The organism is Pseudomonas sp. PDM28, from assembly GCF_019219115.1.
Lineage (GTDB): Bacteria > Pseudomonadota > Gammaproteobacteria > Pseudomonadales > Pseudomonadaceae > Aquipseudomonas > Aquipseudomonas laurylsulfatiphila.
This window is the reverse complement of the sequence record NZ_JAHUWG010000001.1, coordinates 230,124-243,694: the sequence shown is the minus strand read 5'-3', so window position 1 is coordinate 243,694 and position 13,571 is coordinate 230,124. Positions and strand designations below refer to the sequence as shown.

The following is a 13,571-nucleotide window of genomic DNA, read 5'->3' as shown; positions in this document are numbered from 1 at the left end:
GGGGCTGCGCCGACTGCTCAGCTGCAAAGAAAGTTTGAAAGGATTCCACCATGCGCAATGCGCTTGCTCTCTCGCTGCTCGCCCTACTCTTGGGCGGATGTGCCAGCAACCCTGCCGATCGTGATATCAGCGGCACCTGGATCAATCAGGTGGCGATCGATGCCGCCGCCAAAGGCGTTCCCCTGCGTGAAGCGCTCCAGGCCTATGGCCCGAACCTGGAATGGGACATCAACACCAAGGCCGGCCAGGCCCGCTACACCAATGGTTTTGAAAATGTCGAAGGCAAGCTGCAGGGTGAAGAATCCGGCCTCTGGAAAGTCGATTTTTATGGCAGCTCCGGCAGTGAGCTGAAGCGCGACGGCAAACAATTGAGCCAGACCGCGACCGAAAACGAATCGGCCCAGGTCTTCGACCGGGCATTGATCCCGGTTCCGGATGGCGCACCGCTTGGCGCCAGCTTCGAACGCGCGCTGTATTCGGCCTACATGGGCGGTAGCTGGAAAGTCGTCAGCGGCCCCGGCGAAGGCGACACCGTGCAGTTCCAGGCCGACGGCCAGGTGACCGGCCTGCCGGGTACTGACCGTTATGCGCTGTGCCTGGCCGGCGACTGCGCCTCGATGAGTGGCGGCAACGACAACATGTGGCTGCAACTCAATGGCCAAGGAAACGCCTGGATCTTTGCGCGCAAGGGCAAGGAGCTGGAGATTTTCCAGACCGTGAATACGGCGCAGGCAGACGAAATGCCTTCGTTCACTCCGGGCGAGCGCAAGTGGTTGCTGGAAAAGCAGTAAGCGTCAGTTGAGAGCACCACAAAACACTGTGGGAGCGAGCTTGCTCGCGATGGCGGTACAACAGTCAACGATAATGTTGGATGTTATGGCCTCATCGCGAGCAAGCTCGCTCCCACAGTTGCTTCAGAGTGCCTGAGCGTCAGCAACGCCCTTCAAGAATCGCCGCGTAACCCTCGCGAAAACTCGGGTACTTCGGCGTCCAACCCAACGCTTTTGCCCTGGCATTGCTGCAGCGCTTGCTGCCAGTGCGCCGCACGCTTGAATCCTCGTCCCATTCGGTCACGCCCAGATACCCGCGCAACCAGCCCACCACATCGGCCAGCGCTGCCGGCTCGTCATCGACGCCGATATAGACATCCTCCAGCGCCACGCCACGCCGGTCCGCCTCAAGCAGGCACGCCATCAATCCTGCGGCATCGTCCGCATGGATCCGGTTGGTATACAACGGTGGCTCGACCGCCACGCGATAACCCCGGCGGACCTGGGTCAGCAACCACTCACGCCCCGGGCCGTAGATGCCGGTCAGTCGCACGACGCTGGCCGGGATACCACTCTTGAGCGCGATCTGCTCGGCCTCAAGCATCACACGTCCAGAATAACCGGACGCCACCGTAGACGAACGCTCATCGACCCATTCGCCATCCTGCTGCCCGTAAACACTGCTGCTGGACACAAACAACAGGCGATTGGGCACCTGACCGTAGTCGTTCAGCCACTCCAGCACATGCTCCAGCCCCTGGACATAGGCAGCACGGTAGCCGGCTTCGTCGTGATCGGTGGCTGCCGCGCAATACACCAGGTAATCCACGGCACCGATCGGCCAAGTGGCCGGGCAGTCCTTGTTGAACAAATCACCGGCAACGCCAATGACGCCCGCGGGCAGGCGTGAAACATCCCGCCGCAGACCATGAACCTCCCACCCCGCCGCCAGCAGTTGTGTGGCCAGGCGGCTGCCAACATCACCGCAGCCGGCGATCAAAACAGTAGGCGCAGACATCAGAAAACTCCCATCGCAAAGCCACAGACTAGCGCCGGCAACAGACAGGCGGCTAGCAACGCAGGAAAAAAAGAGACGCTATTACTTCTGTTAACAAGAATTAATTGCAATAATACGCCCCACTTTTGTTCTCGGCCCTTCGAGGCCTGGAAGAACATCACCCGTTTTTTCTCTCAGGTCCGGCCAGCATGACACGTAATCAACTCTCCGCTTCGCCAACCAAACGACCTCGCGCCTGGAGCGCGGTGGCCGCCCTGTTCCTCAGTCTGATGCTCGCGCCAGTCGCGGCTTTCGCCGATGTCCAGGCGCCAGCAACTCCGGCCGCCGCCGCAGCCCCTGCACCGGCTGATCACGCCGCCCCGGCCGTTGCTCCCGTCGCGACCGATCCTGCCCAGGCAGCGCCGACAGAAAATCTGGGTGAAGATGTTCCTGAAGTCCTCGAAGCCGACAACACTCTGGGCATGGCCCATGACCTGTCGCCGTGGGGCATGTACAAGAATGCCGACATCATCGTGAAAATCGTGATGATCGGCCTGGCCATCGCCTCGATCATCACCTGGACCATCTGGATCGCCAAGGGTCTTGAGCTGATGGGCGCCAAGCGTCGCCTGCGCGGTGAAATCGCTCAACTGAAAAAATCCACCTCCCTCAAGGAAGCCAGCGCCACGGCGGCGAAGGAAGGCACCCTCGCCAACCTGCTGGTGCACGATGCGCTCGAAGAGATGCGCCTGTCGGTCAACAGCCGTGAGAAAGAAGGCATCAAGGAACGCGTCAGCTTCCGCCTTGAGCGCCTGGTCGCGGCCTGCGGTCGCAACATGAGCAGCGGCACCGGCGTGCTGGCGACCATCGGTTCCACCGCGCCCTTCGTCGGCCTGTTCGGTACCGTGTGGGGCATCATGAACAGCTTCATCGGCATCGCCAAGACCCAGACCACCAACCTCGCCGTCGTCGCTCCCGGCATCGCCGAAGCCCTGCTGGCCACCGCACTGGGCCTGGTTGCCGCGATCCCTGCGGTCGTGATCTACAACGTCTTCGCCCGCTCCATCGCCGGTTACAAGGCTCAGGTGTCCGATGCGTCGGCACAGGTCCTGCTGCTGGTCAGCCGCGACCTCGACCACCAGCCTGAGCGCAGCTCGCAACCGCACATGGTGAAAGTGGGGTAATCGGCCATGGGCCTGCATTTGAAAGAAGGGGCAGACGACGATCTGTCCGAAAACCACGAAATCAACGTCACGCCGTTCATCGACGTGATGCTGGTGCTGTTGATCATCTTCATGGTGGCGGCCCCGCTGGCCACCGTGGACATCAAGGTCGACCTGCCCGCTTCCACCGCCAAACCGGCGCCGCGGCCAGAGAAACCGGTGTTCCTCAGCGTCAAGGCTGACCAGCGCCTGTTCCTCGGTGAAGACGAAGTGAAGGCCGAAGCACTCGGCGCCACCCTCGACGCCAGGACCCAGGGCAAAAAAGACACGACGATCTTCTTCCAGGCCGACAAAGGCGTGGATTACGGCGACCTGATGAGCGTGATGGACAACCTGCGATCGGCCGGTTATCTGAAGGTAGGCCTGGTCGGACTCGAGACGGCAGCCAAGAAATGATCACGACGCGCCATAAGCTGACGCGTTACAGCGGTAGCCTGGCTGTGGTGCTGGGCGTTCACGCGCTGGCCATCGCGCTGGCGCTGAACTGGTCCGCCCGCCCGCCCATCGAATTGCCGCCCCAGGCAATGATGGTCGAACTGGCACCGGTTCCCGCCCCGCCTCCGCCTGCTCCGCCGAAGGTCGTCACCCCACCGCAGCCACCGGCTCCGGTTGAAGAACTGCCGATCCCCAAGCTCGCCGAAGCGCCGAAAGCTGAAATTGCCGTGCCCAAGCCCGTCAAGCCAAAGCCCAAGCCACAGCCGCCCAAGCCGGTAGAGAAGAAACCCGAACCGCCGAAGGAAAAACCGGCCGAGGAGAAACCTGCCGAACCGCAGCAGACTCAGGCCCCCACGGAGAAATCCGCCCAGCCTGCGCCAGGCCCTTCGCCCGCTCAACTGGCGGCCAAGGCCAGTTGGCAAGGCACGCTGCTGGCGCACCTGCAGAAGTACAAAAAGTACCCGGCCAGTGCACAGGCACGGGGCAAGGAAGGCATGAACCGCCTGCGTTTCGTCGTGGATGCCGAAGGCAATGTGTTGTCGTTTGAGCTGGTAGGCGCCTCGGGCACCGCCGATCTGGACCGGGCCACCCTGGAAATGATCCGCCGCGCTCAACCGCTGCCCAAGCCGCCGACCGACATGCTGACCAATGGCTCCATCGAAATCGTTGCACCCTTTGTGTATTCGCTGGAAAAACGCCGTCGGTAAACGCACCACCGCCCCATGTGGGAGCGAGCTTGCTCGCGATAGCGGTCTAACATTCAACGTAGATGTCGAATGTTGGGCCCTCATCGCGAGCAAGCTCGCTCCCACAGAGATTTCTGCCAGCAGGAAGGTCGCGTTCCAAGCCAAAAAGGCACCGAAAGGTGCCTTTGTCTTATCTGCCAGCGGCAAACCGGCATTGCCCGGTGTCACCCGACACGTTCAGTCTGATAACGTGCGTCTATCGATTGCAGCCGGTATGCTTGGCACGCAAATTCATGGACGCTTGCTATGACCCTCACAGAATTACGCTACATCGTTACCCTCGCCCAAGAGCAGCACTTCGGCCACGCAGCCGAGCGTTGCCACGTCAGCCAGCCGACCCTTTCGGTGGGCGTGAAAAAGCTTGAAGACGAACTCGGTGTGCTGATTTTCGAGCGCAGCAAAAGCGCCGTGCGCCTGACGCCCGTCGGCGAAGGCATCGTGGCCCAGGCGCAAAAGGTGCTGGAACAGGCCCAGGGCATCCGCGAACTGGCCCAGGCCGGCAAGAACCAGTTGACCGCACCGCTTAAAGTCGGCGCGATCTACACCGTCGGGCCGTACCTGTTCCCGCACCTGATTCCACAACTGCACCGGGTCGCCCCGCAGATGCCGTTGTACATCGAAGAAAACTTCACCCACGTGCTGCGCGACAAACTGCGCAACGGTGAACTCGACGCGATCATCATCGCCCTGCCGTTCAGCGAAGCCGACGTGCTGACCCTGCAACTCTACGACGAGCCGTTCTACGTGCTGATGCCAGCGCAGCACCCATGGACGCAAAAAGAGTCCATCGATGCCAACCTGCTCAACGACAAGAGCCTGCTGCTGCTCGGCGAAGGCCACTGCTTCCGCGATCAGGTACTGGAAGCCTGCCCGACCCTGACCAAAGGCAACGACGGCGCCAAGCACACCACGGTGGAATCCAGCTCCCTGGAAACCATTCGCCACATGGTCGCGTCCGGCCTGGGGATTTCGATCCTGCCGTTGTCAGCGGTGGACAGCCATCACTACGCCCCCGGCGTGATCGAGGTGCGTCCGTTGTCGGCACCCGTACCGTTCCGCACCGTGGCCATTGCCTGGCGCGCGAGCTTCCCGCGTCCGAAGGCGATTGAAATCCTCGCCGACTCCATTCGCCTGTGCTCGGTGGCCAAGCCAGCGGCGCAGGTCGCTGCGGGCTAAGCGACGGTCATGAGCGAGTTGTCGCAAGTGTCGGTGACGGCACTCAAGGGTGTCGGTGAAGCCATGGCCGAGAAACTGGCCAAGGTCGGCCTGGAAAACCTCCAGGACGTGTTGTTTCACTTGCCCCTGCGCTATCAGGACCGCACCCGCGTGGTCCCGATCGGCGCGCTGCGACCCGGGCAGGATGCAGTCATCGAAGGCACGGTCAGCGGCGCCGATGTGGTCATGGGCCGTCGGCGCAGCCTCGTGGTGCGCTTGCAGGACGGCACTGGCGGACTCAGCCTGCGCTTCTACCATTTCAGCAATGCGCAGAAAGAAGGCCTCAAACGCGGCACGCGGATTCGCTGCTACGGCGAGGCTCGGCCCGGTGCTTCGGGGCTGGAAATCTACCACCCGGAATATCGCGCCATCACTGGCGACGAACCACCGCCAGTGGATGAAACCCTGACCCCGGTCTACCCGCTCACCGAAGGTCTGACCCAACAGCGCCTGCGCCAGTTGTGCATGCAGACCCTCACCCTGCTCGGCCCCAGCAGCCTGCCCGACTGGCTGCCGAACGAGCTGGCCCGCGACTACCAACTGGCACCGCTGGCCGATGCAATCCGCTACCTGCACAACCCGCCCGCCGATGCCGACGTCGATGAACTCGCCCTCGGCCATCACTGGGCGCAGCACCGCCTGGCTTTCGAAGAACTGCTGACCCATCAACTGTCGCAACAGCGCCTGCGCGAAAGCATGCGCGCCCTGCGTGCGCCGGCGATGCCCAAAGCCACGCGACTGCCGGCCAAGTACCTGGCCAACCTCGGCTTCAGCCCGACCGGCGCCCAGCAACGGGTCGGCAACGAAATCGCCTACGACCTCAGCCAGCACGAACCGATGTTGCGGCTGATCCAGGGCGACGTCGGCGCCGGCAAAACCGTGGTCGCCGCCCTTGCCGCGCTGCAAGCGCTGGAGGCCGGTTATCAGGTCGCACTGATGGCACCCACCGAGATTCTCGCCGAGCAGCACTTCATCACCTTCAAGCGCTGGCTCGAACCGCTCGGCATCGAAGTCGCGTGGCTCGCCGGCAAACTCAAGGGCAAGAACCGCACCGCCGCGCTGGAGCAGATCGCCAGTGGCACGCCCATGGTGGTCGGCACTCACGCGCTGTTCCAGGACGAAGTGCAATTCAAGAACCTGGCGCTGGTGATCATCGACGAACAGCACCGTTTCGGCGTACAGCAGCGTCTGGCACTGCGCCAGAAAGGCGTGGGCGGACGCATGTGTCCGCACCAATTGATCATGACCGCCACGCCGATTCCGCGCACGCTGGCCATGAGCGCCTACGCCGACCTCGACACCTCGATCCTCGACGAACTGCCCCCCGGCCGAACCCCGGTCAACACTGTGCTGATCACCGACACCCGGCGGGTCGAAGTCATCGAGCGGGTGCGCAGCGCTTGCGCTGAAGGGCGACAAGCCTATTGGGTGTGCACGCTGATCGAAGAGTCCGAAGAGCTGACCTGCCAGGCCGCCGAAACCACATACGAAGACCTGACCGCCGCCCTCGGCGAGCTGAAGGTCGGGCTGATCCACGGCCGTATGAAACCTGCGGAAAAGGCGGCGGTGATGGCCGAGTTCAAGGCCGGCAACCTGCAACTGCTGGTCGCGACCACGGTGATCGAAGTAGGCGTCGACGTGCCCAATGCCAGCCTGATGATCATCGAGAACCCCGAGCGCCTGGGCCTGGCGCAACTGCACCAGTTGCGCGGCCGCGTCGGTCGGGGCAGCGCCGTCAGCCATTGCGTGCTGCTCTACCATCCGCCGCTGTCGCAGATCGGCCGTCAGCGCCTGGGCATCATGCGCGAAACCAACGATGGCTTTGTCATCGCCGAGAAGGATCTGGAGTTGCGCGGCCCCGGCGAAATGCTCGGCACCCGCCAAACCGGCCTGCTTCAATTCAAGGTCGCCGACCTGATGCGCGATGCCGATTTGCTGCCTGCCGTGCGGGATGCGGCCCAGGCATTGCTCGAACGCTGGCCGACCCATGTCAGCCCGCTACTCGACCGTTGGCTGCGTCATGGCCAACAATACGGCCAAGTGTGACAACCGTCACAGTTTCTGAGGCGTGGCCTTAGGCAAGCTGGTTATACTCCTGCAATTGTTTAATCACGGATACAGACCATGACCGAAGTTGCCTTCGCACCCGATACCCCGCACGCTCCGTCGGTTATTCGGCTGATGCTGGGCAAGTTGGGCATTGCCTACGAAGAAGTTCTGGACCATCACGGCCTCAATGCCGCACGCAAAGTGCAGGCCGTTCTGCTCGATGACAGCGTCGGCGCGTTGATGGTGTTGTTCCCGCAAAGCCAGTTGCTGGACCTCAATCGCCTGACCGAACTCACCGGTCGCCGCCTCACTGCCGTACCCACCGAGCGCCTGAAAAAAATGCTCGGCAAGCACAACCTCAGCTTGCTGCCGGGCCTGCCGGCGCTGACCAGTTCACCCTGCCTGTACGACGAAAGCCTGCTGCGTGAGCCGAAGTTGCTGATCAACTCTGGTGAGCCGGGCGTACTGCTGGAAGTCTCCAGCGAAGACTTCAAAACCATGCTGACCAAGGCCAGCGCGGCCAACTTCGGCGAAAACCTGACCAGCATCCGTCCGAACCTCGACCGCCCCGATGACGACCGCAAGGAAATCACCCAGGCCGTCCAGGCGTTTACCGCACGGCGCATCCAGCAGCGTCTGGAAGAGACCATCGAGATTCCGCCGCTGGCCGAAACCGCGCAAAAAATCATCAAGCTGCGTGTCGACCCCAACGCCACCATCGACGACATCACCGGCGTGGTCGAAACCGACCCGGCGCTGGCCGCGCAAGTCGTGAGCTGGGCAGCGTCGCCGTACTACGCCTCGCCGGGCAAGATCCGTTCCGTGGAAGACGCCATCGTGCGCGTGCTGGGCTTCGACCTGGTGATCAACCTGGCACTGGGCCTGGCCCTGGGTAAAACCCTGAGCCTGCCCAAGGACCACCCGCAACAAACCACGCCGTACTGGCAGCAATCCATCTACACCGCCGCCGTCATCGAAGGCCTGACCCGCGCCATGCCGCGCGCCCAGCGCCCGGAAGCAGGCCTGACCTACCTGGCCGGCCTGCTGCACAACTTCGGCTACCTGCTGCTGGCCCACGTGTTCCCGCCACACTTCTCGTTGATCTGCCGCCATCTGGAGGTCAACCCGCACCTGTGCCACAGTTTCGTGGAACAACACCTGCTGGGCATCAGCCGTGAACAGATCGGCTCGTGGCTGATGCGCTACTGGGACATGCCCGAAGAGCTGTCCACCGCCCTGCGCTTCCAGCACGACCCGGCCTACGACGGCACCTACGCCGAATACCCGAACCTGGTCTGCCTGGCGGTGCGCCTGCTGCGCAGCCGAGGCATCGGCTCCGGCCCCGACGAAGGCATCCCGGACGCACTATTGGAACGCCTCGGCCTGAGCCGCGCCAAGGCCGAAGACGTGGTCAGCAAAGTGCTGGAAGCTGAAGTGCTGCTGCGTGAACTGGCGTCGCAATTCACTCAGGTATAAAAAATCAAAATCCCATCGCTTCTTCCAGAAGCGATGGCCCGCAAGAAAAAGCAAACATCCGATTCTCCTCATACCCCCGACTTGGCCCAAGTTAAGTGTCAACCGAGATAACGCACCGCAAAATCAAACGTAGCATTGGTTCCAAGAGAAACGATTTTGTTATCTGTCGTTAACAGGCTATCCCGGAATCCTGATGTTTGCGCATCACGAAGCACGACCCAACCATAGCCTCCACCAAATGTTCGATCCAAAGAGCCATCGAAGTTGTAGCAGGCAACCATCAGAAAGTTAAACTCACCAACTCCCATAACGATGATTCTGTCTTGTTGCAGTAATGCACACTCACTGAATAACAAATTCTGCAAAAAAGCGGGATACAGCGGCTTACCGCTATTGAAGACGGGATTTATAGTGCCGCTGGCGTTAAGAACGATTAACACCCCTTCAAAGTTGCTACCCCTAAACGATCGTCCAGACGCCACGACCCCCTCATTTGCTCTTACTGTTATTGAAGTAAGCAAGGATTTTCGCCCATCGGTACCGTTAGCGATGATCACTGTTCCTCTATCGCCGAACAAAAGATCGATTTTGCCATCGCGGTCATAGCGGATGATAAATGCATCGCCATAGGAGTCGACACCGGAGAGGTATGCGCCACCAATCAACACGCCTTCTCCGTGTACAGCCAAACACTCATTGCGTACTCGTCGATTACCAATTGGTTGCTCAAGTGTTACATGACCACCATTAAAGCTTGTGTCCAGCGAGCCGTCTTCATTAAGACGAATCACAACTGTTGTCTGGGCAGTGTTGGAATAAATGTTGCTGCTTACATATATTTTTGCGTCAAACTCGGAAACCGCAAGTTTACTGCTGCCAAAAAAAACGAAGTTAGCACCGAATAATTTTGCGGCCTCAAGTTTGACTTTCCCTCCCGCCCCGAAAGAGAGATCCACTTGCCCCGCCTCTAATAACCGCATGACATACAAGTCACTAGCGGCCGGTCCCGAGAAAGGGCCAAGGGCCAAGTATCCACCCTTTTTCAACGCATGTAATTGTCGCGGAAAGAAATTGCCTGTGCTATGAGGGATTTCAGCCACGCCGCCAATCCCGAATGAATCATCAAGTCTTCCGAACTCGGTCAATCGAGTGAGCTTCATTGGCAGGCCGTGGTCTTCTTTCGAAGCCGTAAGCAGTTTATTGCCGGGCAGACTGGCACAAGCGAATACGTTCTTCGGTAGCAGCACCAAGCCGCCAAAGCCAAAGGAAGGATCAAGAGCGCCTCGCGCTGTTGCTTTTGTTTCTGGTAGCTGATTCATCAACTTGCTCCCTGAGTGCTTGAGAGGATGTCCGCAAACATTCCGCCCCAATTAACCGCCTCAGAGAACTAAATAACAGCTGTCAGAAATGACAGCCAAACGTGTCTTTGCAAGCCTATTCAACGACATACCAGGCCAAGCTGGGTGGGTATTCATAAGTAGCGAGCAATATCAGTACCTGGCTGACCCGCGAAAAAACCAACGATGTCGCCGGAGCGCCGCCCGGAGCAAGCCGCGCCCCCACATGGATCACCTGAATCCTGTAGGAGCGGGCTTGTCCGCGAAGGTCGTCAACGATGACGCGTGCATCCTGGATAAACGCGGAGTACTTGAGTTTCTCGTCGGAACGCCGCCCGGAGCAAGCTCGCTCCTATGCCTTTTTCGGCTTCAAATACTTGGTCAGCCCCTGAAACCAGATCACCAGCGCCGGGTTGCCCTTGATCTGAATCGACTTGTCCTGAATCCCGGTCATGAACGCCAATTGCTTGTTCTTCGCCTGCATCGTGGCAAAGCCATACGCGGCATCTTTAAAAGCAATCGCAAACGCAGGCTCGGCATGCACACCCGATTGGCTGGTGATGCGCTGGTCCTTCACGCGGAATTGCCGCGCCACTTTCCCGTCCAGGGTCTGCAGCTGAAACACCAGGTCCTTGTCACCCAACTGTTGCTGAAACGCCGGATTGGTCCGGCTGGCCTTACCCATCAAAAAACCCAGCATCCACAGCAGAAAACGAAATTTCATGCGCACAGCCTCAGAAGGAAAATGAACGGCTGGGGCAGTTTAGCGACTTAAAACAAGAACGCCACCATCTAGATGCGTTAGAAGAAGATAAGCCACATTTCCCGCAAGATGACTGCCAAGTCACGCTTTTACACCGTCTCGCCGGTCACCCCCATGCTCCATAGCGGAATGCATACCGCGACGCCCTTACACCTGCAGAAACACATTCCTGTAGGAGCTGCCGCAGGCTGCGATCTTTTGATCTTGCACCCCGCAGACTTCTCGGACATTTCCTTCGCAACGCCGAGCCATGCGTGAACTAGGCGATTTTGACCGGTACCGATAACCTCTTTAAGTCACCGCAAAATCGGTGATTCGGACGTGCAAGTCCGGAATCGGCACACAATCGGTAATGGCTATTGATAGAGCGTTTTTCTATGCTCGCGGATCATTATGGCGGCTGTGTGTGGGAGATCTTTCGATCTGCCGGTTTACCGATTCCGGTCTTGCACACCTATACACAGCTGCCACCTCTTTCGAAGTGCAAGCGAAATGGTGTTAGCTCCCAAATCGGTACAACACCAATGATCAAGCCAACACCAAATCCCCCAGAAAACGAAGCCCTTGATACCAAAGAGCTCCAAGAAGCCGCAGAACGCGCCCCCGATCACCACACCACCCAAACAGAACAGAAACAACCGAAACGTAACAGCCAACTTTTCAGCGTCTGCCCAGGCATCAATACCGAAGCACTCCTGGCCAACGCCTCGGAAGATCTGCTGTCCATCAGCGCCATCGCCGCTGACCTTGCCGATGATGTAAACGGCTCCCGCCGTTCAGTAGCCCTGGCGATCAGTCGCATGGCTGACGGGGTGCATTTGCTAGTTGAGAAAGCACTGGATCATCTGGACGAACCGGAAATGGCAGCGATTATCACCCAGCAAAAAAACAGAATCATCTGACTCGCAAAGCAGAAAAAACAAACCCGTTTGTTGTCACCAGCAATCGGGGGTTTCTTTGGCTCCGTATCACGTTGTTCGCCATCAAATTCACCCGCGCCACGCCTCCAGGAAACAATCCAGGTGCCAGCTTGGATCGTTCCGCTTTAAGACATGCAACATTCTGAAACGCAGGAAGTTTCCGACCGCTGAAGGAGAGTCTTCCTACATCACCTCCTCCAAGTTCTTGTTAGCGTATTTCGGTCATGGACACCGGAATTACTAGTCCACGAACGGGCGAACTGTCAGGGAGACACTCGAATGTTTTTATGGCAAATCGTGCCCACGTGGCACGAGATTGAAAAACGTATAACCCATGAAATGGGTTACCAGGGAGGAGCCAGCTTTCGCACGCATTTCAACGAACCTGCCCCCTCCCTTTCTCTGAACATCCGACGGATCAACAGTGTCCGCTACGCATTCAACCAAGCCGAGTGGGAAGCCGGCCACCTATTGAGGCAACGGTTCTCTGACCTCGACATCTCCAGCATCCTCAACGAGTTGATCGAAGTCGTTACTCAAATGGCAATGATCGTCGCTGGCAGTGTGCTGACCGGAGGAGCAATTGGCGCGGGAGTAGGCGCTTTCCTCGGAGGGGCAGGTGCCATTCCCATGGGTGCCGCTGGCGCCGCAATGGGATTGCAAGTCAGCACCTGGATATTAGGGATACTTGGTCTGACGTCCATCGCCGAGTTTTTCGTCGAGGGATTGCCGCGCATTGGCGAGTATTACCTGACGGGCATCAACATCGCGTGGAAAGGCCCACGCGGCGAGGAAGGGTTGAACCCGTTCAGCCGGGACGATCCTTTTGCCGACAAAAGAGCCTCCCATCACATCGCACTGGGGCATGTGGAGGTTGTCGTCCTGCTGCTGGGAGCCATCGTCGCTTACATTACGCGTAGTCGAGGTAATGCAAATGTCCTCGCCCAGGAAATGCGAGCAAGCCCCAAAGGGGCCCGGCTGGGCGAATGGATGCTCAAGCATGAAGATGCACTGAAAAAACGACCAGACCTGCAAACCGCAGAGCCGCGCAGAGGTGCACTTGGCCCGCAGGAGTCTGCGCCGCCAGCAAATCGCCCATCTGGAAAAGACAAGGACTCGCCCCGTGACAAACCGAACGCCATGCCGCTTCATAAAGTCGAATGCTTCAAAGCGGACAAGATGCCAGCGTCTAAAATCGGAGAGTTCGAGCGGCAGCTGAAGGGGCAAGAGGACGGGCTGAATCGGCTGACGGTTGATGAGTTTCTGGAGAATATTGCCAATCCGGTGAAGCGTAGTCGGGCGGCTGCCAAGCAGGCTCGCAACACTTTACAAACCAACCTGCAAAGACGGTTCAACGAAGAATTTTTGCAAACGATGGGTGCCAAAGCGGCGAAAGCAGAGAGTATAAAAAAAGCCAAGGAAACAATGTCAAACCTTGCGGGGCTGCATAATCCTGATTTGAGCGCCGGCGGCAAAGATATCATTGCGGACTTCGGTGATCGACAAGTCAACTCCAGTATTGGCCCTCAGTGGAGACCAAAAGTTGCAAGTTTAAAAAATGCTGCGGAAGCAGTACCAATGCCTTTACGTGGGCAAACATATCTCAATGTCAATCTTCACAAATGTTAAGGGGAAAAAGA

The 13,571-nt window shown here is 59.1% G+C and carries 12 protein-coding genes; 9 read left to right on the top strand and 3 right to left on the bottom strand.

The window, feature by feature from the left end:
* The first annotated feature begins 50 nt into the window (after nt 1–50).
* A complete protein-coding gene (locus KW841_RS01120) occupies nt 51–791 on the top strand; it encodes a hypothetical protein (RefSeq protein ID WP_218473093.1) in 741 nt (246 codons plus the stop codon).
* 139 nt (nt 792–930) lie between these two features.
* Here the strand turns inward: KW841_RS01120 and KW841_RS01115 are convergent, their stop codons facing one another.
* Entirely contained in the window at nt 931–1,788 is an 858-nt protein-coding gene (locus tag KW841_RS01115; RefSeq protein WP_218473092.1) for an SDR family oxidoreductase, read from the bottom strand.
* Nucleotides 1,789–1,976: 188 nt separating this feature from the next.
* Between KW841_RS01115 and exbB the strand changes: the two genes are divergently transcribed.
* The 6 genes from exbB to KW841_RS01085 all read left to right on the top strand — a co-directional run bounded on the left by exbB (nt 1,977) and on the right by KW841_RS01085 (nt 8,911).
* Complete coding sequence (gene exbB, locus KW841_RS01110) at nt 1,977–2,951, top strand: tonB-system energizer ExbB (protein ID WP_218473091.1); 975 nt, start codon at nt 1,977–1,979, stop codon at nt 2,949–2,951.
* Nucleotides 2,952–2,957: 6 nt separating this feature from the next.
* Nucleotides 2,958–3,386, top strand: a complete 429-nt coding sequence (gene exbD, locus KW841_RS01105) for a TonB system transport protein ExbD (protein ID WP_007975187.1) — start codon at nt 2,958–2,960, stop codon at nt 3,384–3,386.
* A complete protein-coding gene (locus tag KW841_RS01100; RefSeq protein ID WP_218473090.1) occupies nt 3,383–4,132 on the top strand; it encodes an energy transducer TonB in 750 nt (249 codons plus the stop codon). The genes exbD and KW841_RS01100 overlap by 4 nt, the downstream gene beginning before the upstream one ends.
* Before the next feature lie 285 nt (nt 4,133–4,417).
* Complete coding sequence (locus KW841_RS01095) at nt 4,418–5,347, top strand: hydrogen peroxide-inducible genes activator (protein WP_095964342.1); 930 nt, start codon at nt 4,418–4,420, stop codon at nt 5,345–5,347.
* Nucleotides 5,348–5,356: 9 nt separating this feature from the next.
* On the top strand, nt 5,357–7,432 hold the full coding sequence (gene recG / locus KW841_RS01090; protein WP_218473089.1) for an ATP-dependent DNA helicase RecG: 2,076 nt from the start codon (nt 5,357–5,359) through the stop codon (nt 7,430–7,432).
* Nucleotides 7,433–7,510: 78 nt separating this feature from the next.
* On the top strand, nt 7,511–8,911 hold the full coding sequence (locus KW841_RS01085) for an aminoacyl-tRNA deacylase and HDOD domain-containing protein (RefSeq protein ID WP_218473088.1): 1,401 nt from the start codon (nt 7,511–7,513) through the stop codon (nt 8,909–8,911).
* A gap of 98 nt (nt 8,912–9,009) precedes the next feature.
* Here KW841_RS01085 and KW841_RS01080 read toward each other — a convergent pair whose 3' ends face one another.
* Both KW841_RS01080 and KW841_RS01075 read right to left on the bottom strand, forming a co-directional pair.
* Nucleotides 9,010–10,230 carry a hypothetical protein gene (locus tag KW841_RS01080; protein ID WP_218473085.1) on the bottom strand — a complete coding sequence of 407 codons (1,221 nt, stop codon included), beginning with the start codon at nt 10,228–10,230 and terminating at the stop codon, nt 9,010–9,012.
* 370 nt (nt 10,231–10,600) lie between these two features.
* Nucleotides 10,601–10,972: a helicase gene (locus KW841_RS01075; protein WP_218473084.1), complete on the bottom strand. Its 372-nt coding sequence runs from the start codon at nt 10,970–10,972 to the stop codon at nt 10,601–10,603.
* Between the two features lie 563 nt (nt 10,973–11,535).
* Between KW841_RS01075 and KW841_RS01070 the strand changes: the two genes are divergently transcribed.
* The gene (locus KW841_RS01070) at nt 11,536–11,913 is read left to right on the top strand and encodes a DUF6124 family protein (protein WP_218473083.1); all 378 of its coding nucleotides are present in this window, start codon (nt 11,536–11,538) and stop codon (nt 11,911–11,913) included.
* Nucleotides 11,914–12,210: 297 nt separating this feature from the next.
* A complete protein-coding gene (locus tag KW841_RS01065) occupies nt 12,211–13,560 on the top strand; it encodes a DUF6861 domain-containing protein (RefSeq protein WP_218473082.1) in 1,350 nt (449 codons plus the stop codon).
* The last annotated feature ends 11 nt before the right edge of the window (nt 13,561–13,571 follow it).

Coding starts and splice junctions, on each gene's coding strand:
- KW841_RS01070 (WP_218473083.1), top strand. CDS start 11,536: ATGATCAAGCCAACACCAAATCCCCCAGAAAACGAAGCCCTTGATACC.
- KW841_RS01120 (WP_218473093.1), top strand. CDS start 51: ATGCGCAATGCGCTTGCTCTCTCGCTGCTCGCCCTACTCTTGGGCGGA.
- KW841_RS01085 (WP_218473088.1), top strand. CDS start 7,511: ATGACCGAAGTTGCCTTCGCACCCGATACCCCGCACGCTCCGTCGGTT.
- exbD (WP_007975187.1), top strand. CDS start 2,958: ATGGGCCTGCATTTGAAAGAAGGGGCAGACGACGATCTGTCCGAAAAC.
- KW841_RS01095 (WP_095964342.1), top strand. CDS start 4,418: ATGACCCTCACAGAATTACGCTACATCGTTACCCTCGCCCAAGAGCAG.
- KW841_RS01075 (WP_218473084.1), bottom strand. CDS start 10,972: ATGAAATTTCGTTTTCTGCTGTGGATGCTGGGTTTTTTGATGGGTAAG.
- exbB (WP_218473091.1), top strand. CDS start 1,977: ATGACACGTAATCAACTCTCCGCTTCGCCAACCAAACGACCTCGCGCC.
- KW841_RS01115 (WP_218473092.1), bottom strand. CDS start 1,788: ATGTCTGCGCCTACTGTTTTGATCGCCGGCTGCGGTGATGTTGGCAGC.
- KW841_RS01080 (WP_218473085.1), bottom strand. CDS start 10,230: ATGAATCAGCTACCAGAAACAAAAGCAACAGCGCGAGGCGCTCTTGAT.
- recG (WP_218473089.1), top strand. CDS start 5,357: ATGAGCGAGTTGTCGCAAGTGTCGGTGACGGCACTCAAGGGTGTCGGT.
- KW841_RS01100 (WP_218473090.1), top strand. CDS start 3,383: ATGATCACGACGCGCCATAAGCTGACGCGTTACAGCGGTAGCCTGGCT.
- KW841_RS01065 (WP_218473082.1), top strand. CDS start 12,211: ATGTTTTTATGGCAAATCGTGCCCACGTGGCACGAGATTGAAAAACGT.